The sequence below is a fragment of the Brevibacillus sp. NRS-1366 genome (genome assembly GCF_050467985.1).
Map to the genome: position 1 here is coordinate 152,389 of NZ_JBITPN010000005.1, position 24,545 is coordinate 176,933.

Annotated in this window: 22 protein-coding genes; 5 read left to right on the forward strand and 17 right to left on the reverse strand. The window is 48.5% G+C overall.

The genetic code is table 11. The features are described 5' to 3' along the window. Window positions 1-3: 3 nt before the first annotated feature. From ACIFQN_RS03750 to ACIFQN_RS03765, 4 genes are all read right to left on the reverse strand, one after another. On the reverse strand, window positions 4-1,443 hold the full coding sequence (locus tag ACIFQN_RS03750; RefSeq protein ID WP_429831681.1) for an aldehyde dehydrogenase family protein: 1,440 nt from the start codon (window positions 1,441-1,443) through the stop codon (window positions 4-6). 14 nt (window positions 1,444-1,457) lie between these two features. Beyond that, a complete protein-coding gene (locus tag ACIFQN_RS03755) occupies window positions 1,458-2,342 on the reverse strand; it encodes a dihydrodipicolinate synthase family protein (RefSeq protein WP_429831682.1) in 885 nt (294 codons plus the stop codon). Window positions 2,343-2,423: 81 nt separating this feature from the next. After that, window positions 2,424-3,449 carry a 4-hydroxyproline epimerase gene (locus tag ACIFQN_RS03760; protein ID WP_429831683.1) on the reverse strand — a complete coding sequence of 342 codons (1,026 nt, stop codon included), beginning with the start codon at window positions 3,447-3,449 and terminating at the stop codon, window positions 2,424-2,426. Then, window positions 3,446-4,645, reverse strand: coding sequence for an NAD(P)/FAD-dependent oxidoreductase (locus tag ACIFQN_RS03765; RefSeq protein WP_429831684.1), 1,200 nt, complete (start codon window positions 4,643-4,645; stop codon window positions 3,446-3,448). The genes ACIFQN_RS03760 and ACIFQN_RS03765 overlap by 4 nt, the downstream gene beginning before the upstream one ends. Window positions 4,646-4,831: 186 nt before the next feature. Here ACIFQN_RS03765 and ACIFQN_RS03770 point away from each other — a divergent pair, with 186 nt between their 5' ends. Continuing rightward, window positions 4,832-6,532: a sigma-54 interaction domain-containing protein gene (locus ACIFQN_RS03770; protein ID WP_429831685.1), complete on the forward strand. Its 1,701-nt coding sequence runs from the start codon at window positions 4,832-4,834 to the stop codon at window positions 6,530-6,532. 227 nt (window positions 6,533-6,759) lie between these two features. On the opposite strand, the gene ACIFQN_RS03775 is transcribed toward ACIFQN_RS03770, so the two are convergent. The 7 genes from ACIFQN_RS03775 to ACIFQN_RS03805 all read right to left on the reverse strand — a co-directional run bounded on the left by ACIFQN_RS03775 (window position 6,760) and on the right by ACIFQN_RS03805 (window position 14,307). Further along, the gene (locus ACIFQN_RS03775; protein WP_429831714.1) at window positions 6,760-7,464 is read right to left on the reverse strand and encodes an ABC transporter ATP-binding protein; all 705 of its coding nucleotides are present in this window, start codon (window positions 7,462-7,464) and stop codon (window positions 6,760-6,762) included. A 5-nt stretch (window positions 7,465-7,469) separates the two neighbouring features. Then, on the reverse strand, window positions 7,470-8,240 hold the full coding sequence (locus ACIFQN_RS03780; protein ID WP_429831686.1) for an ABC transporter ATP-binding protein: 771 nt from the start codon (window positions 8,238-8,240) through the stop codon (window positions 7,470-7,472). After that, the gene (locus ACIFQN_RS03785; RefSeq protein ID WP_429831687.1) at window positions 8,206-9,210 is read right to left on the reverse strand and encodes a branched-chain amino acid ABC transporter permease; all 1,005 of its coding nucleotides are present in this window, start codon (window positions 9,208-9,210) and stop codon (window positions 8,206-8,208) included. Before ACIFQN_RS03785 ends, ACIFQN_RS03780 begins: the two co-directional genes overlap by 35 nt. Before the next feature lie 3 nt (window positions 9,211-9,213). Beyond that, window positions 9,214-10,116 carry a branched-chain amino acid ABC transporter permease gene (locus ACIFQN_RS03790; RefSeq protein WP_429831688.1) on the reverse strand — a complete coding sequence of 301 codons (903 nt, stop codon included), beginning with the start codon at window positions 10,114-10,116 and terminating at the stop codon, window positions 9,214-9,216. Between the two features lie 44 nt (window positions 10,117-10,160). Further along, a complete protein-coding gene (locus ACIFQN_RS03795) occupies window positions 10,161-11,306 on the reverse strand; it encodes a branched-chain amino acid ABC transporter substrate-binding protein (protein WP_429831689.1) in 1,146 nt (381 codons plus the stop codon). A gap of 43 nt (window positions 11,307-11,349) precedes the next feature. After that, window positions 11,350-12,996: a peptide ABC transporter substrate-binding protein gene (locus ACIFQN_RS03800; protein WP_429831690.1), complete on the reverse strand. Its 1,647-nt coding sequence runs from the start codon at window positions 12,994-12,996 to the stop codon at window positions 11,350-11,352. 237 nt (window positions 12,997-13,233) lie between these two features. Then, a complete protein-coding gene (locus tag ACIFQN_RS03805) occupies window positions 13,234-14,307 on the reverse strand; it encodes a M24 family metallopeptidase (protein ID WP_429831691.1) in 1,074 nt (357 codons plus the stop codon). Between the two features lie 170 nt (window positions 14,308-14,477). Between ACIFQN_RS03805 and ACIFQN_RS03810 the strand changes: the two genes are divergently transcribed. The 3 genes from ACIFQN_RS03810 to ACIFQN_RS03820 are packed head-to-tail and all read left to right on the forward strand — an operon-like array spanning window position 14,478 to window position 16,286. After that, a complete protein-coding gene (locus ACIFQN_RS03810) occupies window positions 14,478-14,753 on the forward strand; it encodes a (2Fe-2S)-binding protein (protein WP_429831716.1) in 276 nt (91 codons plus the stop codon). Further along, the gene (locus ACIFQN_RS03815) at window positions 14,750-15,088 is read left to right on the forward strand and encodes a (2Fe-2S)-binding protein (RefSeq protein WP_429831692.1); all 339 of its coding nucleotides are present in this window, start codon (window positions 14,750-14,752) and stop codon (window positions 15,086-15,088) included. Before ACIFQN_RS03810 ends, ACIFQN_RS03815 begins: the two co-directional genes overlap by 4 nt. Beyond that, on the forward strand, window positions 15,081-16,286 hold the full coding sequence (locus ACIFQN_RS03820; RefSeq protein ID WP_429831693.1) for an NAD(P)/FAD-dependent oxidoreductase: 1,206 nt from the start codon (window positions 15,081-15,083) through the stop codon (window positions 16,284-16,286). The genes ACIFQN_RS03815 and ACIFQN_RS03820 overlap by 8 nt, the downstream gene beginning before the upstream one ends. A gap of 44 nt (window positions 16,287-16,330) precedes the next feature. Here ACIFQN_RS03820 and ACIFQN_RS03825 read toward each other — a convergent pair whose 3' ends face one another. Then, window positions 16,331-17,065, reverse strand: a complete 735-nt coding sequence (locus ACIFQN_RS03825; protein ID WP_429831694.1) for a DUF2161 domain-containing phosphodiesterase — start codon at window positions 17,063-17,065, stop codon at window positions 16,331-16,333. 104 nt (window positions 17,066-17,169) lie between these two features. Between ACIFQN_RS03825 and ACIFQN_RS03830 the strand changes: the two genes are divergently transcribed. After that, window positions 17,170-17,400 (forward strand): hypothetical protein, encoded by a 231-nt coding sequence (locus ACIFQN_RS03830; RefSeq protein ID WP_429831695.1) that lies wholly within the window; start codon window positions 17,170-17,172, stop codon window positions 17,398-17,400. A 104-nt stretch (window positions 17,401-17,504) separates the two neighbouring features. Here the strand turns inward: ACIFQN_RS03830 and ACIFQN_RS03835 are convergent, their stop codons facing one another. From ACIFQN_RS03835 to ACIFQN_RS03855, 5 genes are all read right to left on the reverse strand, one after another. Further along, complete coding sequence (locus ACIFQN_RS03835) at window positions 17,505-19,298, reverse strand: LTA synthase family protein (protein ID WP_429831696.1); 1,794 nt, start codon at window positions 19,296-19,298, stop codon at window positions 17,505-17,507. Window positions 19,299-19,419: 121 nt separating this feature from the next. Continuing rightward, a complete protein-coding gene (locus tag ACIFQN_RS03840; protein ID WP_429831697.1) occupies window positions 19,420-21,111 on the reverse strand; it encodes an ArnT family glycosyltransferase in 1,692 nt (563 codons plus the stop codon). Between the two features lie 62 nt (window positions 21,112-21,173). Beyond that, window positions 21,174-21,914 (reverse strand): SDR family oxidoreductase, encoded by a 741-nt coding sequence (locus ACIFQN_RS03845; RefSeq protein ID WP_429831698.1) that lies wholly within the window; start codon window positions 21,912-21,914, stop codon window positions 21,174-21,176. Further along, on the reverse strand, window positions 21,911-23,281 hold the full coding sequence (locus ACIFQN_RS03850; protein ID WP_429831699.1) for an FAD-binding protein: 1,371 nt from the start codon (window positions 23,279-23,281) through the stop codon (window positions 21,911-21,913). The genes ACIFQN_RS03845 and ACIFQN_RS03850 overlap by 4 nt, the downstream gene beginning before the upstream one ends. A 128-nt stretch (window positions 23,282-23,409) precedes the next feature. Then, on the reverse strand, window positions 23,410-24,252 hold the full coding sequence (locus ACIFQN_RS03855) for a decaprenyl-phosphate phosphoribosyltransferase (RefSeq protein ID WP_429831700.1): 843 nt from the start codon (window positions 24,250-24,252) through the stop codon (window positions 23,410-23,412). Window positions 24,253-24,545 lie beyond the last annotated feature (293 nt).

Genomic DNA, 24,545 nt, shown 5'->3' on the forward strand with positions numbered 1-24,545 from the left:
TGGCTACCAGGCGTATTTAATCGCGCAGGTCTTGATCTCGCTGTAGAAATCAAGCGCTGCCTGTCCTTGCTCCCGCGTGTGGGAACTGGACAGCTTCATCCCGCCAAATGGCGCCTGGTATTCCACACCTGCGGTTTCCTGATTGACCCTGACCATTCCGGCCTGCGCGAGATCCAGGAAGCGATGAGCACTCGCCAGATCGCGGGTAAACAGCGATGCGCTGAGTCCGTACACGCTCTGGTTGCACAGCTCCACCGCTTCTTCAAAGCCGTCTGCTGCCAAGAGTACAGCCAACGGACCAAATACTTCCTCCTGTACAAGTGCATGGCTGGCATCGACGCCTTCCACGATCATCGGGCGGATGAAATAACCCTGATCGGCTACAGCAGCCGCTGGACTTTCGGCCACGAGTCGCGCTTGCTCGTTTGCGAGCGATACGTATTTCCCTACCGTCTCATATTGCGCAGCTGATGCCACTGGTCCCAGATAGGCTCCGTGATCGCTTGCTTCGCCGACTCGCAGAGCGGCCATTGCAGTCTGCAGCCGTTCCACCAATGGTTGATAGATCGCCTTTTCCACAATGATCCGGCTGGTTGCTGTACATTTTTGTCCAGCGGAACGAAAAGCGCCGCTCAGCAGGATGGGGACCGCTTTGTCCAAGTCGGCATCTGCCAAAACAACAGCAGCATTTTTTCCGCCCATTTCGGTCTGATACTTTATGTTGCGGCCGGCACATCCGACCGCGATTTGTTTTCCCGTATCGGTCGATCCGGTAAAGCTGACCGCATCGATCTTTGCCTCTTCTATGAGCGTGTTTCCGATTTGACGGCCTTTTCCAATCACGAGGTTCAATACGCCTGCGGGGAGCTTAGTCTCGGCAAATATCTCTGCCAGTCGTGTCGCTGTCAGCGCGCCGTGTTCGGCCGGCTTCCAGATCACTGTGTTGCCGCAGATCAGGGCGGGCGCGATTTTCCAGATCGGGATCGCTACAGGGAAGTTCCATGGCGTAATCACCGCTACGACACCGAGTGGTACACGGCGGCTGTATTGCAGGACATTCGTATCTGCCGAAGGAATCAGATTCCCGTTGGACCGCATTCCTTCCCCCGCATAATAGCGCAATAGATTGACTCCACGTGCTACTTCCCCACGCATTTCACCGATTTGCTTCCCCATTTCCTGACTTGCGAGACGAGCCAGGTCATCCGCATGCGTCTCCAGAGCCGATGCCATTTGAAACAAAATCTCGCCCCGGGCAGCACCAGTCAGCTCTGCCCAAGACTTTTGCGCCAATCTTGCCGCTTGCTCGGCAGCGAATACATGGGAGGAATCGGATAACCGCAGGACTCCCACCTCCTCGGTAATCCGCGACGGATTTTTGACTGTCACTTCCTGCCCAGACGGAATAATCCACTCGCCGCCAATCCAGTTTTTGCTCTGCATGGTGCCTGACCTCCTTATCGTCCGCTCACGGTACCAACAGCGTAGTCAAACGCCTTTTTGATATCAGCATAATATTCTTCAGACAGAGGCAGACGTGGCGGTCTTGTTGGCCCGACTGGGAAATTAGCCAGCTCCATCATGTATTTGATAGACTGGACCAGTTGCGGACTGGCATCGAAGTGGAACAACGGCAGGAGACGGCGATAAAGCGCTTGTGCCTCTTGCAATTTGCCTTCTCTAGCCAGACGGAACAACTCCACGCCTTCTTTTGGCAGCGCATTTGGCACACCGGAAATCCAGCCCGTCGCTCCCACCAAAGCACCTTCCATCGCCAAATCGTCTACTCCCACCATGACTTCCAAATCAGACAGGGCGAGGATATCTTGAATGCGACGTACATCACCTGTGAACTCCTTCACCGCTACTATATTTTCCATTTTGGACAAACGAGCCAAAATGTCCGGCGTCAAATCAATTTTGTAATCGTGGGGATTGTTGTATGCGATGATCGGCAGCCCCACTGTATTCAGTGCTTCATAATGAGCGAACACTTCATTTTCGAGCGGCTTGTAGTTGATCGGCGGCAGTGCCATGACACCCGCAGCTCCAGCGTCCTTGGAAAATTGCACCCATTCGACTGCCTGACGCGTGGATGGAGCAGCAGAACCAACCACGACAGGTACACGTCCTTTTGCCGCTGCGATTACTGTGTTGATTACCTTGGCCCGCTCCTCTCCTGTCATCGTTGCGTACTCACCCAGTGAACCAGAAGGAACCAGACCGTCAATGCCTTCTTGGATCAGCCATTCGCACAGCTCAGTAAGTCTCTTGTAGTCTACCTCCTGATCCTTTGTAAACGGTGTAACCAGCGCTACATAAACCCCATCAAATCGTCCCATTTTTCATTTCTCCTCTCGTCATTTCACTTCTATATTGATTGATTAGCTCTGTTGCTCGGACTTATTTGAACATCCGCTATCTTAGTGATCAGTTGCTTCCGGGATGAGCAAGAAGCCCGCTGCCAGCTCATCTTCCGGATTGTAAAAGATCGTATGCTTTCCCATCAGCCAGGCGGAACCGGCGATACGTGTGACGACAGCAGTCAATCCGCCTTCTTTTGTCTCTTCCAGCACGCTTCCTGTAAACAGGGAACCTACGATGCTCTCATGTACAAACGGCTCGCCCAGACTAATTTCACCTTTCGCAAATAAGGTCGCCAGCTTGGCAGAGGTTCCTGTTCCGCATGGAGAGCGATCAATCCCTCCTGGGGGGACAATGACTGTATTTTTCACATCAGCATCGGGATGGTCAGGCGCTGTGTAGAATTCCACGTGGGTCAACCCGCGAATGAACGGCTTTTCAGGGTGAACCACCTCTACTGCCTGATTGATGGCTTTGCGGATACGGACCGCTGTGTCGATGATCGTAGAAGCATTGGACGGAACCAGCTCAAGACCGAGCCTCTGCGCATCCGTGATCGCGTAAAAATTGCCTCCATAGGCGATGTCACACGTGACAGATCCAAGTCCATCCACCTCTACGCTTACATCCTGCTTGTAGAGAAAAGCAGGGATGTTCGTAAAAGACACCTCCCGCGCCTTGCCTCCCTTTACCTGGATCTCTACTTCCACCAGTCCCGCTGGCGTATCCAGCCCTAGCTTGGTCACTGGCTCCGATACGGGAACCATACCGGTCTCGATCAGGGCGGTACACAGCCCGATTGTATCGTGACCACACATCGGCAAGTATCCGCCGGTTTCGATGTAGATCACACCTACGTCTGCATCGGGATGGCACGGCTCTACGATCAGAGCCCCTGACATCACATCGTGTCCGCGCGGCTCATACATCAGAAGTGTGCGAATCCAGTCGTATTCCGCTTTCATATGAAGCATTTTTTCTGCCATCGTCTGCCCTTCCAGCTTGGGCAGACCGCTGATCACCGTGCGGGTGGGATTCCCTCCGGTATGCGTATCAACCGTCGAAAACACCCTGCTTGCTTTCATGGATGCAACACCCCTTTTCTCGTAAAGCGATCATGCCGCAAAGGCGTGAGCGGGATGATGGTTTCACTCTGTTCCCTAAGCATCTGTGACACCACTTTTCCCGTGACGGCTGCCAGACTGATTCCATCCCCTTCATGCCCTGCCGCGATAAAATAGCCGGGGATCTCCTCTACGCGAGAGATGATCGGCAGGTGATCCTCTGTCCACGGTCGCAGTCCGCAATAGGTGCGAATGATCGCAAAGTCGGCAATCTTCGGGTAAAACCGCAACGCTCTTCGGGCCATGCACCGAACGACCCTCAGATCCACTCGCGTGTCAAATCCGACGAACTGGCGACTCGAGCCGATGAGAAAATTTTGGCTTTCCGTCGGTTCAAACACCAATGCCACACCGTACTTTTCCGTCTCCTCATCCACGAGGCGCTGACCTCCGAACTTGGAAATCAGATAACCAAACTCCATCACCTTCCGTATCCCGACAGGCAGTTGCCTCGAAGCAACAATCAAGTGTCCTTTGCGTGGATAAATGGGAATTTCCACCCCTACCATCTGACCGATGTAGGGCGCCCAGACGCCAGCAGCATTGACAACTTGTTTGGCAGTGACGCTGCCTGTTCCCGTCTCCAGATAAAAAGTGCCTGATGCCTGGTCCCGTTTGATGGATTTCACCTCGGTGCGCAGCATGATCCGCGCCCCATACTTCTTCGCTCCTTCGAACAGGGCATAGGTGAGCATGTACGGATTAACAGTGGAGTCCGTGGCGCATTCCAGTCCGCCCAAGAGATCGTCAGCAAAATAAGGCGACTCTTGCCTGATATCAGAGCGATCGAGCATCCGAAATGGCAGTCCTGCTTCTTTTTGTCGCCTTACCCACTCACTCGCTGCCTCCATCTCCGCATCTGTTTCGCAGACGAGAATACTGCCCGGAGCACGGTACTCAAAGGAGTGGTCCAACTCCCGGTTTAACTGATCGACCAGCATCTGGCTTTGTAGCGACATTTGACTGTCGAAGCCCGGGTCCTTGTCAATTGCCAAGATGTTCCCGTCACAACGGGAGGAAGTGCCTGATGCCAGCTCGCCTTTTTCCAGCACCACTACATCCAGTCCGGCCTGGGCAGCGTAATAAGCGATAGCTCCACCGATAATCCCTCCGCCGATCACAGCTACCTGGGCGTGGGTTTGGTTTCGTGCAATCATGGTTGATTCTCCTCAAAAGCGTAGTGTGAGTTCTCACGCTTTTATCTTTTTGCAAGCTGTATGCCAACTTGTATTTACTTTTTTTCTGGACCATTTGTCTAAATTATTTTACAACTCAAACAACGAGTGTATAATTAATAAGAAAGTGTTTATTTTTTTATACACTCTTAAAAAGGGATGATCGGGTTGAAACATAAACTGCCTGCCTTAACAGATCTGATGCAGACAAGCATGCTGATTTATCGGTATCAGGAGCTGTTTCCCATTTCAGAGGAAGCGGATATTCCCATTTTTGTGGAAATAACGAGTGGCTGGCACGTGGCACGCTCCTCTCAATTGACAGCTAGCACCCCGACCGATCTTGCGCTGCCCCCGTGGGAAAAAACGTCTGTCATCCCTGCAGATCTTCCTCTTCCCAGAGCAATTTCTTTGCTTCGCGAATATTCCTATTTACTGATCGCAAATGAGCAGGCAAAGCCTGTTGGCTATCTCGACCGCTCCCGTGCCTTGCAGGCGATTTTTCAATCGTACGAGGTACTAGAAGCGTATTTCGAGACCATGATCAAAACGATGGACGCTTCCATCTCCGTGATTGACGAAGAGGCGCGTGTCATGGTCTGGACAGAAGGAGCGGAGCGAATTTTCTCCTTGAAGAGGAAGGACATCATCGGTCGTCCCATCACTGATTTCTTCCCTTTGGAAATGCTCGAAACGATTCAATCCCTGAAAAGCGGGCATTCTCTCTACCGTCATCAGCACCAGCCGCGCCAAGACCTCGTCGTATTGATCAATACCAACCCTATTTATCTGCATGAAAAAATCATTGGCGCTGTCGCCGCCGAAACAGACATTACCAGTCAAGTCAGGCTCAACCAGGAGCTGCTCAACGCCAACAAAAAAGTGAACCATTTAGAGCAGGAGATGGCTAAGCTAAGTCCCTCCCCCGACCCGTTTGGGCAGATCAAGGGAACCAGCCACGCGATCCGGCAAGTCAAAACCATGATCCAAAAGTTAGGTGCGACCCAAGCCACTGTACTCATCTTGGGAGAAAGCGGTGTCGGCAAGGAATTGTTTGCCAAAGCGGTGCATGATGTGCGGGAGGATGCCCATGCGCAATTCGTTGCCATTAACTGTGGGGCTATCTCGCCGACTTTGTTTGAAAGCGAACTGTTTGGTTATAAAAAAGGGGCCTTCTCAGGGGCTGATCAAAAAGGAAAGAAAGGGATGATTGAGCTTGCGCGCGGAGGCACGCTTTTCCTCGATGAAGTAGGAGAAATGCCGCTCGATATGCAGGTGAAACTGCTTCGTGTTTTGCAGGAGAAAAAGTATTATCCAGTAGGTGGGACTAAGCAGATTGAGGCTGACTTTCGAGTCGTCGCTGCGACCAATAAAAATCTAGAGGAAATGGTGAAGGAAGGAAAATTTCGCGAGGACCTCTACTATCGACTCAATGTCGTTACATTAAAGATTCCTCCGCTTCGCGAGCGAATTGAGGATACCATTGAGCTGGCCCACTTTTTCCTCTATGAATTTTCGTTGCGATACAACCGACCCGTTCACGCGATCTCACAAAATGTCATGCAAAACCTGCTCCAGTATGACTGGCCCGGCAACATTCGCGAGCTGAGAAATGCAATTGAGAGACTGGTTGTTTTTGCGACAGATGGAATCATCAAAGAAGAGGATTTGCCCTATTCTCTGCAAGGACAACCCAAAACCTCCCCCATTGAATTGCCAGATAATCTGATTTCCTTGCAGCAGGAGCTGGAAGCGCATGAGCGTCGGGTCATTCTGCGAGCGATTGAGCTCGAAAACGGAAACAAACAGGCGGCAGCCAAGCGGTTAGGGATCTCTCGTGCTACCCTATATAACAAATTAAACAAGTAGCTAATGGCTTACTCCACGAAAAAAAGGGCTGTCGATCTCGTCTCGACAGCCTGACAATACGGCTACAGGCCTGTTTTCTTATCTTTGCGAGAAAAAAGCGAGCGAAGGCGACGCCCCACAATTCGGTAATCACACCCGTATCTAGGTGGTAACACCTCAGACAAAATCCGGACCAATTCCATGGTTGATTCCTCCTTTGTCGTTTGACAGCAGCCTTTTGTTTTTCCTCAGGCACCGAGATAAGCCTTGACGATGGACTCATCCCCTCGCAGTACATCCGCCGTATTTTCCATGACGATTCGTCCCGTTTCGAGAACGTAGCCACGGTGCGCGAGCCGAAGTGCTGCTTTGGCATTCTGTTCAATCAACAAAATGGTCGTACCCTGCTTGTTTATTTCTCTGATGATGTGCATAATCTCCTGCACAATGATTGGAGCAAGTCCCATTGACGGCTCATCTAGCATCAGGAGCTTGGGACGCGCCATCAAGCCTCGGCAAATGGCCAGCATCTGCTGTTCGCCACCACTCAGGGTTCCTCCCAATTGTGAGCTCCGCTCCTTCAAGCGAGGAAACAGAGAAAATGCTTGTTCGATCCCAGCAGAAATGACTTCTTTCTTCTTTTGTGTGAATCCGCCCAGCTCCAAATTTTCACGCACGGTAAGTCCAGCAAAAATGCGCCGTCCTTCAGGTACATGAATGATCCCTTCCTCCACGATTCGGTGAGGTGGCCAACCAGCGATGCTTCTACCTTCCAGGTGGATATCGCCACGCGCTGGGCGGACAAGACCAGAGATTGTTTTGAGCGTGGTGCTTTTTCCAGCCCCGTTACTGCCGAGCAAGGCGACGATTTCCCCTCGGCGCACTTCCATGCTAATCCCTTTCAGCGCTTCAATTTTACCGTAAAACGAATGAATCCCACTGATCGTAAGCAGGGCACTCACATGGCCTCCTCCTTTCCCAGGTAGGCTTCTACAACGCGCGAATGATTCAAGACATCTGCAGGAGTGCCCTCCGCAATTTTTTGTCCATAATCGAGGACAATCACATTTTCCGAGATTTTTTTGATCAGGCCCATATCGTGCTCGATGATGAGCACAGTCAGCTTGTATTGCTCACGGATGCGTCTGATCAGGTCGATGAGGCTCTCTTTTTCCTCGTAGTTCAAGCCTGCCGCCGGCTCATCCAAAAGCAGGACCTGAGGCTTGGTAGCCAATGCCCTCGCGATTTCCAAATAACGCTGCGCGCCGTACGGCAAATTTTTAGCAATTCGCTGTTTGTACGCTTCCATGCCGACGAAAGACAGGCAGTCAAGCGCTACATCTTCAATGAGCTGCTCCTCTTTTTGCTGCGCGCGGGTATGCCACAATGCTCCCCAGACTGCTTGCTTTGTCCGGCTGTGCATGCCTGATTTGACGTTGTCGAGTACCGTCAGATTAGGAAACAGGCGCAGGTTCTGAAAGGTTCGTGCAAGGCCCCGGCGTGTAATCTCACTCGGCTTTTTCCCGACGAGGTTTTCACGATCCAGCAGGATTTGCCCCGTTGTCGGTCGATAAAATCCAGTGATCATGTTGAAAACGGATGTTTTCCCGGCTCCATTCGGTCCAATAATGCTCGTAATGGAGCAGTTAGGTATCTCAAAGGACAAATCATGGACAGCCGTAAGCCCGCCAAATTTAAGCGTTACATTTTTCACTGTCAAGCTGGACATCCCCGTCACCTCCCTCTGAGCTCGCCACAATCCCACCCTGCTTGGAGTCTTTGGCTGACTCATAGCGTGCAGGCCATAAGCCTTGGGGTCTGAACAGCATCATAGCAACCAAAGCGGCGCCAAAGATCAGATACCGCCAGTCCTCCACGGATCGAAGGAGCTCGGGCAGGGCGATTACGAGGACCGCCCCGAGTACAACACCAGGAATGCTGCCCAGTCCTCCCAGGACAACAGCCAGCAAAATCATGATCGACTGGGTGAAGCTAAAGCTAAGCGGTGCAATCGCACTCATTTTCACAGCAAAAACAGAGCCTGCCAAACTGCCGATGACCGCACCTATGGAGTAGGCAAGCAGCTTCATTTTGATGCGGTTGATTCCCATTGCTTCCGCCGCATCCTCGTCCTCCCGGATGTACATCCAGGCCCTGCCGATTCGCGATGTTCCCAGCCGCTTCACTGCAAGAACTGCCAGTACGGCAATGATCAGGATCAGATAGTAAAAGTCCATTTGACCAGCCAGCACATAAGGACCGATAGAAGGACGCGGTATGCCGTAAATTCCCGAGGCTGAACCTGTAATACTGAGATTGATTGCTAAAATGCGGATAATTTCCCCAAAGCCCAAGGTGACGATTGCCAAGTAATCACTGCGCAAACGAAGTGTGGGGGCGCCGATGATGACGCCAACTACGGCGGCGAGTGCCATGGATACGGGCAGCGTCAGCCAGAACGACCACTGATAGACCGTCATCAGGATTCCCGTCGTATACGCGCCGACTGCAAAAAAAGCGGCGTAGCCCAAATCGAGCAGCCCGGCAAATCCGACGACCACATTGAGCCCTTGAGCCAGCACGACGTAGAACAAGGCGAGCGTCGCCACATCGAGCCAATAATTGTTGGAGAGGAATGGCAACAGGCACGCTATGATGAAGAGCAGGACGATGAAGAGCTTTTTTCCGAGTGGATTCATCCGCTACATCCTCTCTGTCACTTTTTCACCCATGATGCCTGTTGGCTTCAGCACCAGGATCAGAATCAACAGGGAAAAGGCTACGACGTCCTTCCACGAACCACCAAAAAGAAAGGTTCCTGCCGTTTCCATCATGCCGAGCACCAGCCCTCCCAGCATGGCTCCCGGTATACTGCCGATTCCTCCCAAGACTGCTGCCGTAAATGCTTTTAACCCGATAATAAAGCCCATCATGAAGTTGACCGTTCCGTAGTAGGCGCCCGCCATCGTCCCTGCGCCTGCTGCGAGAGAAGCACCGATAAAAAAGGTGAGGCCAATGACCTTATGGACGTTGATGCCCATCAGATGGCAGGCTGTTTGATCATGAGCGATCGCCCTCATCGCCTTGCCATAAAGGGTTCGGCTGATGAACAGGTGCAGCCCGAGCATCAAAAGAGCCGAAATCAGCACAAGCCCTATCTGTGTATAGGTGATATGTGCCCCGAACAAATCCCACCCGTCATTTGAGAGCTGGAGCGGATACACCTGATACTGCGCTCCCCAAAATAGCATCGAGCCATTTTCCAAAAAAAGGGATACACCTATCGCCGTAATCAAGATGGAGAGTCGGGGAGCGAGCAGCAGCGGCCGATACGCCACCCGCTCAATCCCCATTCCTATAGCACCGCCAATGACCATCGTCAAAAACAGTACAATCACAATCCCCATCAAGCCCGCACCGGAGCCATAGCCGCTAATCACGCTCAAGAGAGAATACCCGACAAATGCCCCTAGCATATACAGATCACCATGTGCAAAATTGAGCAGCTTGATAATGCCAAAAACCATCGTGTAACCCAGAGCAATCAGGCTATAAAAAGCGCCGATAACCAATCCGTCAGCGATCGTCTGGACCAGAATATCCATGCATTCACCCCTCTTTTCGTTTCGTGGGCGCACCTCGTTATTGGCTACTTCGCCAGAGTGAACTTGCCACCCGTTACTTTTAAAACAGCGAAGTTGGAGGTATCCAAGGTGTTTTGTGCATTAAACGATATCGTTTGGCCCAGTGCTTTGAAGCCTTTGGTCTCCTTGATCGCTTTTTTAACAGCGTCGCGATCCGTAGAATTGGCCCGTTTCACAGCATCAGCCAACAAATTGACGGCATTGTAGCTAAGCGCGGAAAACGGTCCCGGTGCCAGATTGTTATAGGTTTGTTTGTATTCCGAGGTGAATGTTTCTGCGCCCTCGATAAACTCGGCGGTAGGGGTCGCCGTAATCAGCAGTCCTTCTGCATTGTCAGCTCCTGCGATTTTAATGATGTCTTCACTGAACGATCCGTCGCCTACGAGGAACAGGCCAGATACGCCCTTTTGCTTGAATTGCTTGACCATCAAGCCTCCTGCCGCATAATAGCCAGTGAAATAGGTCGCATCTGGACCGATCCCTTTGAGCTTGGTGACGAGAGCGCTGAAATCTTTCTCCTCCGGATTGATCGCTTCATAAGCGACAACAGTGCCTCCTGATTTTTCGACGGCAGCCTTGGCAAAATCGGCAAGGTCCTTGGCATATGCAGAATTGTCGTGGACGAGGGCTACTTTTTTTGCCTGATTGGCCGCCATGTAATCTGCGGCGGTTTGAGCTTGGTCAGGGGTTAGGCCGTTAATTAAAAACAGGGTGTCATAGCCTTGGGCAGGCAATTTGGCTGAATTCGCTGCGGGGACAATCATCGGGATATTCGCATTTTTAAAGACACCAGAAGACGGCAAAGTTGCTCCAGAGCAGTAGCCGCCCACTACGGCTACTACATTTTGTGAAACGAGCTTGTTGGCTGCAGTCGTTGCCATTTGCGGGTCGCAGCCGTCATCGGCCACTTCTATCTTCAGTTTTTTTCCGAGCACACCGCCAGCATCGTTTACTTTTTTGACGGCCATTTCGATCGCATTTTGCATGTCTTTTCCGTCGGTCGCGTTGTTTCCCGTTACAGGCAGGAGTACGCCGACCAAGATTTCATTCCCGTCTGCAGAGCCAGAAGACTGTCCTTGATTTGCACATCCCGCTACAGCCAGTGAGAGCGTCAGCATCGTTGCAACAATCACACTTCCCCATTTTTTCATAGCCCTTCCCCCGTTCGAATCGTTATTCGATAGATGCCCATTTTCAGTCGATCGCACCCAAACCGTCCTGAAAGACTCCTTTTACCTTGTCATTTTTCACCCATGTATGTGTATAAAAGTAGATCGGCATGATTGGCATTTCGTCCATCATGATTTGTTCGGCTTCTCGCAGGATCGCCTTGCGCTTCTCTGCATCTCCCTCTGTTGCGGATTTGTTTAACAGCTCTTTGAACTTTGGATTTTCCCAGCGCGTATCATTATTTCCACCATTTTTTTCCTTGAACAGCTCGAGGAAGTTGATCGGATCATTGAAGTCACCCGACCACCCCAGACGTCCTACTTGATAATTACCTGCGTGCATCGTCTCCAGGTACACTTTCCACTCCTGGTTTTCGAGCTTCACTTCTGCTCCCAAGTTTTTACGCCACTGGTCCTGGATCGCCTCCGCGATTTTTTTATGTCCTTCTGATGTGTTATAGACAAGTGTCACCGGTGGCAGCTTGGTAATCCCCAGCTCACTCATCCCTTCCTCCAGCAGCTTCTTAGCTGATTCTTGGTCGTTGTCCTTGAAGTAGCCATCCTGGTTGAGCGCCATCGTCGGGGGAACGGCTGCCATGGCTGGTTGCTGGTTAGCCTGCAGGACATTATCAATCAAAATTTGACGGTTGATGGAGTAGGCAAATGCTTTTCGAATTTTCACATTATTGAACGGTGGTTTTTCCGTATTAAACTTATACCAATAAGTAGCTCCCACTGGCTTTACTTGCAGCTTGCCGCTGTCTTTTAAAGCAGGCATCGCATCTATTGGCAAGGAGCTGAGTGGTGCGCCTGCCCAGTCAATCTCTCCATTTTCAAACATGGACAGCTCTGTGTTCTCGTCCTCTACCATGGAAAACTCAATCTTGTCTAGCTTGACGTTATCCTTGTCCCAGTAATTCTCATTTTTTACGAGAACCATCTTGCTTTTATGATCCCAAACCTGCATCTTGTATGGTCCGTTGCCCACATGAGTCTTGGCATCACCTGCCCAATTTTGCGCAGATTCAACCACCTTTTTATTTACCGGGAAATAAGTTTGGAAAGCAGTTAGCTCGAGGAAAAATGGTGTTGGATTCTCCAGCTCCACTTTCAACGTCTTGTCATCTAGGGCCTTTACCCCTACATCTTCCAGCTTTCCTTCGTTCTTGTTCGCCTTTTCCGCATTTTTGATGTAATAGAGCTGATAGGCGTAGTTGGATGCTGTCTTCGGATCGAGTGCACGTTTCCACGCATACTCAAAATCATGGGCAGTCACCGGTTCTCCATTACTCCACTTTGATTCCCGCAGCGTAAATGTATACGTTTTCAAATCATTCGAAACGTCGATTTTCTCTGCAACGGCTTCCTCTGGTTTTCCGGACGGACCTATGCGTGTCAAACCGTCAAAAACAGCTTTGGTAATTGCTGCCGAGGTCGTGTCCTCCGCCAGGCCAGGATCTCCTGTAGGAGGCTCAGAATGCAGATTCCAGCGCAGCACTTGTTCTGCTTTTGGTTTTTCTGCTGATGCAGGAGCAGAGCCTGACTGTGTTTGCGCTTGCCCTCGCTGCGTCTGATCTGCCGGTTGTGAGGCTTGCTGTCCTCCTCCGCATCCAGCGAGTGCCACTCCTAACACAGCCACACTGCTGATCAAGGTAAACATACTTTTTTTCAAACGATCAACCCCTCATTCTCTTCTCGTTTTATTTTTGCAAAATACAGAAAATGCAAGATGTATGCCAATTGGAAAAAGGAGGAATTACACGAAATCAGTGTGCTTTTTGTACAATATCTTTTACAATTCGAAATAAATACTGTCTCAGGATTTAGACATAGCCTGATGAGTGACAACAAGGAACAGGCAAAAACCCTTGACCGCCTAAAGGGCCAAGGGTTTTCCAGGTTATCGCTGTTACAAGATAATGAGGTCACGCGGGGAATGTGTCAACACAGAATTGCCTTCCTCTGTAACGACCAAATCGTCCTCGATTCGTACACCGCCTAGACCCGGAATGTAAATACCCGGTTCCACCGTCAACACCATGCCTGCTTGAAGAATCGCTGCACAGCGTGTAGACATGAACGGTTCTTCGTGTATGTCCAAGCCGACACCGTGACCCATCCCATGACCGAAGCGCTCCCCAAAGCCTTGCTCGGTAATGTAATCTCTGGCAAAAGCGTCCGCCTCTTTTCCTGTAATGCCTGGACGAATGCCTGCTACTGCCCGATTGCGCGCTTCCAGAACGATTCCGTAGATTGCTCTTAATTGCTCAGATGGCTCCCCGACAGCTACCGTACGTGTAATATCGGAGCGATACCCTTGGTAGAGGGCACCGTAGTCCATCGTCACCATATCTCCCGACTCGATTAGCTTCTCACTTGCTACCCCATGAGGCAGAGCAGAGCGGTGACCGGATGCAATAATCATGTCAAAGGCAGAGCCCGAAGCTCCTTCTTTTCGCATGAACATTTCCAATTCATTAGACACATCCCATTCGCTAATCCCTGGACGCAAAAAGGAGGTAATATGCATAAACGCTGCATCTGCGATCTGGGCCGCTGTCCGGATTTTTTCTAGCTCATCTGCTGTTTTGATCATCCGTAAATTCTCTACAACTCCTGCTGTTGGGACCAACTCCACTTTTGTCTTTGCCGCATGCAAGTAACTGCGGTGCAGCGCATACGTTAGGTTTGCTTCCTCAAAACCAAGTGACCTGATCCCCATTTCTTCAGCGAGACGGGACACTTCCCTGTAAACAGCTTCTTTTGTCGGCAATTGGACAATTTCAAAACCTGGAGCCTGTGTCTCAGCCTGTACTGTATAACGGAAGTCGGTCAGCAGCTTTGCTTGGGTCTTTGAAATAAGCACCACCCCATAGGAACCCGTAAAATTGGTCAAATAACGCCGGTTTTGTGCATTTGTGATCAGCATTCCGTCAATTCCTAATACCGAGAATTGTTGACGCAGTCGATTCACTTTCTCCATCTTCGTCATCCCTTTCCGCATGCTCTTTGTTCTTTACTCCATAAAGCAATACCTGTGCCACTTATCGTACTAGCCATTGCTGCTTGCCGCAATGCCCCTTTTCCAAATGGATTTCCCATGCTGGCACGACATTTGCATTTTCTCATTGAACAGAAATGAAAGGAGGTCCCATCATGGACTCGCAACCGTTAATTGTCTGCCGCTGTGAAGAAGTAACGCTGGCCGACCTGCAGAAGACCGTTCAAGCTTATCCATGCACCGCTCGGGAATTGAAATTACGGACGCGTGCAGGGATGGGCTGCTGCGGGGGGCGTACCTGCCGTATTTTGGTTGATTCGGTCATTGAGCAAACAACTGGCCAAGTGCCATCTCATACTGTACCGCTTGGATACCAGCCACCAGTCCGTCCCATCTCGTTTATGACGCTCGGAGGTCGAAAATCATGAGCCAGCGTATTTTGCACCATCCCGTCCTCGGTTCGCTTACTCCAGGAACCCCGTTACACTTTACCTTTAATGAAACGCATTATACCGCCTACGAGGGTGAGACGATTGCCGCTGCACTCTTGGCTGCTGGCGTGCGGACATTGCGGGTACACGAAGAAAAGGGGACACCGCGGGGGATCTACTGCAACATCGGTCATTGTTATGAATGTCGCGTCATAGTGAATGGTATTCCAACCGTTCGAGCCTGTATGACTTTGGTACAGGAAGGCATGAAGGTAACAGCTGGAACCCTCTTGCCTACCCCTCTGAAAAAAGGAGGAGTGGCCCATGATTGACGTGCTCGTTATTGGAGCAGGACCGGCCGGCCTGTCAGCAGCCATCGCTTGCGCCAGGCATGGATTATCGGTTCGTGTGGTGGATGAATTTTACCGATCTGGTGGCCGCTTGCTAGGACAGCTTCATCAGGAACCGGATGGTACTTGGTGGAATGGCGTGGACGAGGCTGCCAGGCTGGATCAGGAAGCGAGATCAGTTGGCGTTGAGATTAGCTGCGGGGTATCTGTTTACAATGTAGCGTGGATGAATGATGGCTGGGCGGTATCTACTACAGAAGGAGAAATAGAGGCCCCCCTGCTACTCATTGCTACAGGCGCTTCAGAGACAGCCGTTCCCGTACCTGGATGGACATTGCCTGGTACGATGTCCATTGGGGCCGCTCAGGTCATGACGAATGTCCAGCGTGTACGGGTTGGTGAGCGCGGGGTCGTTATCGGAGTTAATATTTTATCTGTCGCCATTGCTCGTGAGCTACAGCTTGCAGGAATTAAGGTCGACCGGATGATTCTTCCTCCCCTTTCAGCTCTTACAGGAGATGCTGGCCGGCCTAAATCCGTCATGCGCTCCCTTTTGCGAGTGGCACATCTGGCTCCGTCTCCCCTGATTCGGTGGGGCAGCTCATTGATCAAAAAAAGCTGGATGCAGCGCTTGGCTGTCACCCTCTATCCTTCGCAAGGCTTTTCCATGTGGAACATCCCGATCCAGCTGCGTACAACGGCACTTGAGATTGTCGGAGTCAATCAGGTCGAAGGTATACGCATTGCTCGAATCACGCCAGATGGCGAACAGGTCCCTGGAACGGAAGAAATCATTCCTGCTGATTTTGTTTGTATTGCGGGCGGATTAAGCCCGCTTGCTGAATTGGCTGCCATCGCGGGTTGTCCGTTTGCTTATGTTCCTTCTTTAGGCGGACACGTGCCGCTTCACGATGAAAATATGCGAACGACACTTCCAGGGCTCTATGTCGCGGGCAACATCACCGGTATTGAGAGTGCCAAGGTAGCAATGGCTCAAGGAACAGTCGCAGGGCTATCCATGGCTTATTCCCGTGGAGCGTTAACAGACCAAAATCTACTTCAGAAAGCGGTTCTTCAAGTCGAGTATGTACGGCAAAAAGCAACGATCCAGTTTCATCCTGAAATCCATGCTGGACGGGCGCTGGTTGGAAAAATGGCGGCAGAGTTCATGGTGAAATAGAAATGAACGTAGAGAAAGAGTAGCTTTCGTTTTTTTCGCGAAGTCTACTCTTTCTTTTCCTTTTGCAATTGTACATAATGGGACACCAATTCTGGATAGGCCTCTATTTCGTGTAGTCCGGCATCTGTAACAGCATATACGCCTCGGCTCATTTTCTGAAACCATCCGTAATAGTTCTTGGAAAGCATGGATAAGGTCTTATCTCCTGTTCCCATCTGCCGAAGTTGTTTCGGAGACAGCGGTCCAAATTTTTGAAGGAGACTGGCTATTTGAATACAGCTTTGCTTATAAGCAGTCATAATCTTAGTCTGATTGCTTCCTCCTACATTGTAATCACCGTAACGTCCTCTTATCTCTGCGATGACCTTATTTCTATTTTTCTGATTTCGTTGCTTGCTTTTTAATCGATCGAATGGACCTGGATGTATTTTGATTTCCATCGCGGCGCCATTTGCAGAAAAGGAAACGAGGATCAGGCCTAGCTCCAACCGTCGGATCAAATGGGTAATATCTTGCCACTTCCTTGAGAAAAGACTGTATTTCGGCTTTGGAATCGCAATATAGACCTCATCCGTTAGGCGCTGTCTTTTCGTTGCTTGGATTAATAGGTCAGCATTTAGATGCAGCTTGCATTCAACGATCACGAGCTCATCTTCTTTTATGGCCGTCACATCGCAATGCTTGACCTCACCAAAAACCTCGTAGCCATGGGCTACAAAATAATTTCGAATCGGTTCGTACAAATCCACTTCATATCGTTTTTCGGCTTTGGTTTTCATGAAATGCAAATCCCCCCTCGCCGCCCCGCCGACTCGATGTTGATTAGTATACTGGATTCCTCGATATTTCCCAACATCTGTGGGCATACTATCCAAAAAGGAGTGTGCTTTTATTGGAGAACAAATCGATTTACTACCCCGTATCTTGGGATGATGCTGCTGATTACACCCGTGCAATGGAGGCAATGGGCATCCCACACTTGATCGAGGATCCGAGTGAAGGATTGCCTATACAACAGGGACAATTAGCGATTGTCTTTCCTCATTTGCCGGTGAGGCAATATGAGAAGGTGCGAACCCTCTTTAATGGAGATGGAGAGCATTATCCCGATTAATGAGAGACTGCTCCAGTTACCGGAGCGGTCTTCTTCTTTATCGGAATTTTACCTCTCTCCCTATACATGCTACTTTAGGATGTGGAGTGTAATCCTGTTTGGTACTAAAAATTAGGGTCTCGAAAGAAGTTTCCCTGTATAACTTTCGTACTTATCTCGATACCCTTCTGTCGGTGATGACGAATTCCGCCATCACTTATGTCGTCTGATACATATCGTTGATTTCGTAGAACAGCAAACCCCTTCGATGAACTAAACAGATTTCTGCCGGCACGATAAGCAGCCCGCGGATCCTGTGGCAAGCCAAGCAAGTGGTGGACCGTTGGAAGAATATCGATTTGTCCCCCCATTTGGTTCAACATTACTCCTTTCAAGGAGGGATGATAAATCAAGAGAGGCAAATTCTTGTCATTTTTTTTCAACCAGGAATGTCCGCTTTTTTGTACATCCTTCGCGTAATACTTATTAACTCCTTGGTGATCACCGTAAATAACTAGGATTGTGTGGTCGAGCAATCGTTCTTTCCTCAATCCCTCTATAAAAGAACCCAACGCCTGATCAGCGTAGTGGACACTCTGTATGTACCTGAAAACACTATCATTTTTCATCCTCGGTGCCGTAGTAAGTGTTCGCATATGTGGGGGCAATTTATAGGGTACATGGTTTGTCAGGGTAATCATATACGCAAAAAATGGGCTTTTTAAGCTCTTAATATAAGGGATGGATTGATCGAACATATCCTGATCTGGGATCCCCAAACCGATTTTTTCATTTGATTGATAAAACGGCAAGGAAAATATTTTTTGAAATCCATAGTTAGGCAATACAATGGCCATGTTCATAAACCCTGCTTTCATTCCCAAAAAAGCCGCTGTCTCATATCCATTCACAGCCAGTTCTTTAGGAAAGGCAAAGTAGCGATTGGAAGGATAGCGTAAGCTGATAATACCCTGGGGTAATGGATATAGAGAGTTGAATACCGTGAATTCAGCATCCGCTGAATTTCCTTCCCCAACCTGTTCCTTGATTCTAGGGAAATAAAAGCTATGGGCGAGCAGCCTATTTAAATGGGGAGTGATTTCTTGTCCATGAATTCGTTGATTGATAACACCGTTTTCCAGGGACTCAAAGTGAACGAATATTACATTTTTTCCTTGAAAGATCCCTTTGTACAGCCGCTCGTCCGTGGCCAGTCGCTTATTTATCTCCCTATTTTGCGAAAACCACTGATCGACCTCTTTTCTGTCATGATCTGAGAATGCGATGGCTTGAGATGACCGAAAAAACTCATAGGAATCGAACATATGGTAACCGATGGGGGAGACTTTTTGAATGGCAAAGATGGGGCGGTGTTTAATGCTCAGTACTTTTTGCACTAATCCTTCAGGATACGCTGCATAACCAGTCACTACCGCAATAGTCAGATAGGTGAAAAATTTCCACCCTTGAATGGCTGTTTTCGAATACGATTTACGAAAAATTAATAGCAGCAGTGACCAAAAGATCACATCTCCAAAGAAAAGAAAATAAACCCCATGGTAAAGATCAAATACTGCATCACTAACATCCCCCATATACGCAATCATCTTCAGTGAGAAAAATGAAGTTGGAACCCCAAAACATCTAAGATACACCAAATCCATCAATAGAATGATACTGACGATAACATTCAAGAAGAAGGCCATGTAAATTTTTCGCTTGGTCAAAAATACAAATGATAGGAAAGTTAAATAGATAGAGAAGTGCAGCGGCAAGGATTTTAGGACGTCCACCAGATGAAAAGGAGTTAACGAGTAAGTCATATGAATGGCTAGGTAAACAAAGAAAAAGGACTTTGTCATGATCCCCAGTAACTGCAAAATGACAAAGATATCGTCTTTTACTAAAACTCTCATCATCAAAACCTCTGTCGTATTATTGAATGGAAGTAATCATGCATCAGTCAATGGGTGGTTACTTCACCAATATCATCCCCAGTTTCAACCGAATTATCTATGCAGATGAATCCTCGCCAAAAGTTTAATGTTTCGCCGGCCTTTTGAAAGATACTGAGTGATTTGTAAAAGAATCAAAGGAAGCAATTCGGCCTATAAAATAAATCTGTTTTCCGCTTTTCCCGCGAATGATCTCTCCTTCTATCCAGGTAATACCAAATAAAGCTGTTACTATGCGTTTATTTTTAAGCGACAGTACATATACGGTATCAGGCTGGTGCTGCTCAAACGTGTTTTTCCATCTCTTGTAGGTCACATCTAGCTTTTCGATCCTATTCGATTGGAGGGCTTGAACTTTGCGCGCCTCGTTCGGATCTACCCCAATCAAAGGACTTCTGTACCCTTTCACCCTAAGCATTTTGCTGACGGCTTCAGCTTGCTTGACCTGCTTGTCTACGGCTATGACCGTCTGATTGGTGTATCTGGACTCTAGGGTCTCTACAGCTAAAAATTCTGCGGAGTTATCCTTCCCGGATTGAATATATGACTCGGTGTACTGGTAAAAGTGAAGCAGTGGCAAGATAAGGATAAGTGCCCATGCAGCGGCCAGAACCGATCTAAACTGAAGGCTCTGCTTCCACTGCCGAATCCGGTCTCTGTCCACCCAACTCCAAATCCATGCTTGAAACCCGATGGCTACCACGACAAAGCAAAGAGGAAATAGATAGGCAATATATCTTGTCCATATATAGAATTTATATTGACCGTTTAACATCGGAATCACTAGGAAACTGGAGATAACAATGGCTAATAGAAAAGATCCGTTACGGAAATGGAATAAACGTTTAAACCCGTTGACCAGCCCGATGATAAATAACAGCATAAGGAATGAACTTATGCCGTGCAACCACCCTTTCCCATCTGGAAAGGCACTAGCTAAAGCACGAATCAATTCACCGCCCATTTCCAGCATGTTGTGAAAATAACCTTGAATCGAGTACTCCTTATTCAGCGCGTATCCCTTACGCTTTACCCAAAGAACTGAATCCAACGGTTTGATCATATTATGAAGAATCATGTTGCTATATACCGCTATAAATATAGCGATCCCAGCTCGAAGGCGGGCATGGTAAAAAGCTCTCCAGCCAAACTGGCGGGCGAGGTAGAAAATGACACCCAGCAAAGTAGCGATCACGGATGGATGAGTCTGCAGGGCAATGGCCCATACGAACCCAGTCAAAGCCCATAATGACCGTCTTTCCTGATCCATAGCCTTGAGTGATATGAGTACGGCCAATCCTACGAAAAAAGGAGTGGTATCATTCGACCATGCCATATGCGTAACCAGGATGTGCATACTGTTCGTTGCCAAGAGTAAGGCGGCGAAAACAGCCGTTAGCCTTCCTGCCCAATGCCTGGCAATCCAAAAAGTAACTACTACGGTAGCTGCGCTGGTGACCATAACATATAGCCTGGGTATGTACACATTAAATCCAAATAGCCTAAACAGACCTGCCAAGATATAATTATGAAACGCTCCTATATCATGGGATGTATTGTGCAGCGGCCATATCTCTCCCCTTGCGATCTGGGCAGCCAGCTCAATCTCTCTCCACTCATCGATGAACCTGGGAACATCATACAGGTATGGCAAGCGGATGAGGAAAGCGAAAAGAAACAAGATAAGACTTATGGCCCAATCGTTAGAAAGCCATCGTAATGAAAAAATTTCCCCCCTCCGTTTTATTCGGGTAAACCACTTCTGTTTATTCACCATGAATGGAGCCCCTTCTACTGCTTTCTAGTTTGCATGGATAACCCAGACTAAGTCTTCTTTATTCACAGTTTGAAGCGTTTGAAGAACTGCTCCGGAACTGCCTTGATTATCCCCATAATAAATGCCCAAAAACCAGGCACATAAACGACTTCCTTCCCATTTTGAATCGCTAGGTAGACCCTTTTTGCCACATCTTGAGGCTTCGACACCAGGAAAAGCCCGTTTAAGCCATATGTCATTTTAGTATCTACAAACCCAGGCTTGATTGTCACCACATGTACGCCTGAAGCATACATCCGGTTCCTTAACCCCTGTAAATATACAGATAAAGCCCCTTTCGACGAACCGTAAATATAGTTACTTTGTCTGCCACGATCCCCGGCAACAGAAGAAATGACAGCGATGAAACCGCTCCGCTGCTGTTCAAAATAGCGGGCTGCCGTCTCCAATATAGACACACAGGAGGTATAGTTTACTTCGATCATTTGTTTCGCTTTTCTAAAGTCTGCTTGGGCCGATTGCTGATCTTCCATATATCCGTAGGCCAAAATAATTCCGCCAAGAACACCGGGCTCTTCCAAACAGGATGCAAAGAAAACGGAGTGTTCATCGTAGGCTTCAGCATGGTATATTTTTACACAGACAGGAACCCGGTAGCGAATTCGGATGTCGGATGAAAGCCTCTCCATTTCAACGCTATCGCGCCCGGCTAAAATCAATGGGTGATTTCGTTTGGCATATTGATTAGCGATCGATCTTGCGATGCCGGATGTTCCTCCGATGATTAAAATGTTCTTCTTCATTCCAAATTCCCTACGATCTTTAACCGCCTGGCCATCGAGGATGAGAAGAGACAGCAGGGATCTATTTTGTCTTTTATTTCCCTGAACTTCGGAAGGTCTGGATACATATGGGCAAATAGATCCGGTGAAATGATCGAGTCCTTCGCCAAATACAAGACCCCCCCATGGGTAAACACCACTTGATCCAAATTTCGAATGAACCCTAAGGTCTCAGTTCCGCCCTTTAACGGTATATCCAAAGCCAATGTATAGCCCTCACGCGGAAAAGATAACAACCCACCGCTCTTCTCGCCTAATGTCTTCAAGACCGCTAAGAATGAAGCCACTCCCGCCTGTGTTAACTTTTGCAGAAGTACCGCCAGCCCCTTGCTGGCTGTTTCCATAGGGAATACTACCTGATATTGAATAAACCCCGCTTTTCCGTACAGTCGATTCCAGTTTAATAGTCTATCCAAGGGATAGAAGAAAGAATCATAGTCTGCTACTTCCCGAAAACCATCTTTGAAACGGTGATAATATAAAGAATTGAACCCTTTCATGCTGTAAGGATTGAGCCCAAAAGAAGGAAAGTGAAAAGGTATATTCACATTTCTTTTTCTCTTCGACGAAAAAGGCTCCACCTTGCCGTCCAACTCATTTTGCATCACATGGTTTCCCAGCATAAGAACCGAACGGCCCATTGAGCGATCTCTCGATAAACAGTCAATCCAGGCCACTGAGTATTGGTACTCCCCAGCCGTTTCACTTAGAAGAACGATGGTTTCATCGAGATTTGAAGCCTTTTTGTAATCCACCTCTATAAAAGCCGATTCGACCCTCATTAGTTTGATCCGGGCACTCAGGATAATTCCGGTGAGACCAATTCCTCCGACCGTGGCCCAGAATAATTCCTGATTTTCCTCACGGGAACAAGTCAGAAACTCCCCTGACGCGACAAGCAGCTTAAAATCCAAAATATGATTGCTGAAGGAGCCATCTTTGTGGTGGTTCTTACCATGTACATCATTGGAAATGGCACCGCCAATTGTTACATATTTGGTTCCCGGGGTTACGGGTGGTAAATACCCATGCGGTAAGAAGCATTCGATGATCTCTCCAAACGTAACCCCTGCCTCGCATTCCAATACATGCGTCTGCTTGTCAAAGGATAGAAAACGGTTTAACCGAGTATGCAGGATGACGCCGTTTTCTTCGTTTAAAGCGTTATCGCCATAGCTCCTTCCTGCCCCCCGGGAAATAAAGTTTGATTGGTTTCTCAATCGTAAAATCTCCTGTAATTCCTTATACTTTTCGGGCCTGTAGACATGTCCAGTCTGTTTTGGAAAGTTCCCCCATCCTGATAAAATCGTTTGCATAGATCTGACCATATTAATAACACTCCTGTCATCCCGCTCCAGTTGTCCCTTTACCTCTTCCTTTATGGAAACCATCTCGTTCTGTATGGAACTTGGTCGACCTATTTTATGATGAACTTCCATTTGCTGCGTCATGGCTGTTACTGCAAATAAGTTTTAATGCCAATAACACTAAAGGTAAAAAGAATAACCGTCAGCAAGATATGCTTATCGTCCAGCAAACTCTTTTCCGGACTCCCTCCTCCTTGTTTCATATGGACCAGGTACAAATAGCGGAAAATGCCATAGATGACAAACGGAATCGTCCACATCATATAGGCATTCGGACCTGAGCTCGCCGTATAGAGGGAATATGTCATAATCGTGGCCGAAGTAACAATCGAAATGAGCTGATCTAAATATTTTATCGAATAATGCTCGAGTACTTTTCGCTGTTTCTCTCTGTCACCGTTTAGCATTTCAATTTCGTGCCTTCTTTTACTCAAAGCAAGAAACAAGGCTAGCAGCATTGTACAAAGAATGAACCAGGAAGTGATTCCTACATCCACCACCGCTGCACCAGAGAAACCACGCAGGACGAACCCTAAAGCGATGATCATAACGTCAATAATGACGACATGCTTCAGCCACGCACAATATAAGAGATTGATGGTGAAATAGGAAATAAGGATTCCGAAAAAAACAGGGGTGACATAGTAGGCTACTGATAATGAAAAAATCAATAAAAACACCCCGAAAAAAATGCCTGTCCGGATACTAAGTACTCCAGACGCGATCGGACGTTTCGCTTTTTCCGGGTGCAATCTGTCTTTTTCAACATCCATGATGTCGTTGACAATGTACACAGCGCTTGCGGTCAAGGCAAAACAAAAGAAAGCGATGACAGTCTTCAACATCGCACTGGGGTCGAGGAATTTTTCCGCGAAAATGGGAGCAGCAAACACAAGTAGGCACTTTGTCCACTGTTTTGGTCTCAGCTGCAAAATCAGCGGTTTCAGTTAGCTAACCCTCCTCTTCACAGGCCTTAAACACAGTCATTTTCTGACTAGTCAACCAAATGGTACTGGTAAATCGCCTTTCACCATTTTTGTCCTGATAGTGATTCTCTTATACTATAAATTTGAACATCAGCAAAAAAATACCGGAAGTTCCCGGTGATTAGATTACTCTCGAGGTAAACTCTCAAGGAAATCATTACCCTTTTTTATCATGCAAAAAGGACCAGATGATTTATCATCTGGTCCTTACGTTCGTACCTTCAAAACTGAATCTGCAT

Excerpts from the sequence above, each read along its gene's own strand:
- ACIFQN_RS03750 (WP_429831681.1), bottom strand. The coding sequence starts at position 1,443 with ATGCAGAGCAAAAACTGGATTGGCGGCGAGTGGATTATTCCGTCTGGG.
- ACIFQN_RS03755 (WP_429831682.1), bottom strand. The coding sequence starts at position 2,342 with ATGGGACGATTTGATGGGGTTTATGTAGCGCTGGTTACACCGTTTACA.
- ACIFQN_RS03760 (WP_429831683.1), bottom strand. The coding sequence starts at position 3,449 with ATGAAAGCAAGCAGGGTGTTTTCGACGGTTGATACGCATACCGGAGGG.
- ACIFQN_RS03765 (WP_429831684.1), bottom strand. The coding sequence starts at position 4,645 with ATGATTGCACGAAACCAAACCCACGCCCAGGTAGCTGTGATCGGCGGA.
- ACIFQN_RS03780 (WP_429831686.1), bottom strand. The coding sequence starts at position 8,240 with ATGTCCAGCTTGACAGTGAAAAATGTAACGCTTAAATTTGGCGGGCTT.
- ACIFQN_RS03785 (WP_429831687.1), bottom strand. The coding sequence starts at position 9,210 with ATGAATCCACTCGGAAAAAAGCTCTTCATCGTCCTGCTCTTCATCATA.
- ACIFQN_RS03790 (WP_429831688.1), bottom strand. The coding sequence starts at position 10,116 with ATGGATATTCTGGTCCAGACGATCGCTGACGGATTGGTTATCGGCGCT.
- ACIFQN_RS03795 (WP_429831689.1), bottom strand. The coding sequence starts at position 11,306 with ATGAAAAAATGGGGAAGTGTGATTGTTGCAACGATGCTGACGCTCTCA.
- ACIFQN_RS03805 (WP_429831691.1), bottom strand. The coding sequence starts at position 14,307 with ATGGAGAAAGTGAATCGACTGCGTCAACAATTCTCGGTATTAGGAATT.
- ACIFQN_RS03815 (WP_429831692.1), top strand. The coding sequence starts at position 14,750 with ATGAGCCAGCGTATTTTGCACCATCCCGTCCTCGGTTCGCTTACTCCA.
- ACIFQN_RS03820 (WP_429831693.1), top strand. The coding sequence starts at position 15,081 with ATGATTGACGTGCTCGTTATTGGAGCAGGACCGGCCGGCCTGTCAGCA.
- ACIFQN_RS03825 (WP_429831694.1), bottom strand. The coding sequence starts at position 17,065 with ATGAAAACCAAAGCCGAAAAACGATATGAAGTGGATTTGTACGAACCG.
- ACIFQN_RS03835 (WP_429831696.1), bottom strand. The coding sequence starts at position 19,298 with ATGATGAGAGTTTTAGTAAAAGACGATATCTTTGTCATTTTGCAGTTA.
- ACIFQN_RS03840 (WP_429831697.1), bottom strand. The coding sequence starts at position 21,111 with ATGGTGAATAAACAGAAGTGGTTTACCCGAATAAAACGGAGGGGGGAA.
- ACIFQN_RS03845 (WP_429831698.1), bottom strand. The coding sequence starts at position 21,914 with ATGAAGAAGAACATTTTAATCATCGGAGGAACATCCGGCATCGCAAGA.
- ACIFQN_RS03850 (WP_429831699.1), bottom strand. The coding sequence starts at position 23,281 with ATGGTCAGATCTATGCAAACGATTTTATCAGGATGGGGGAACTTTCCA.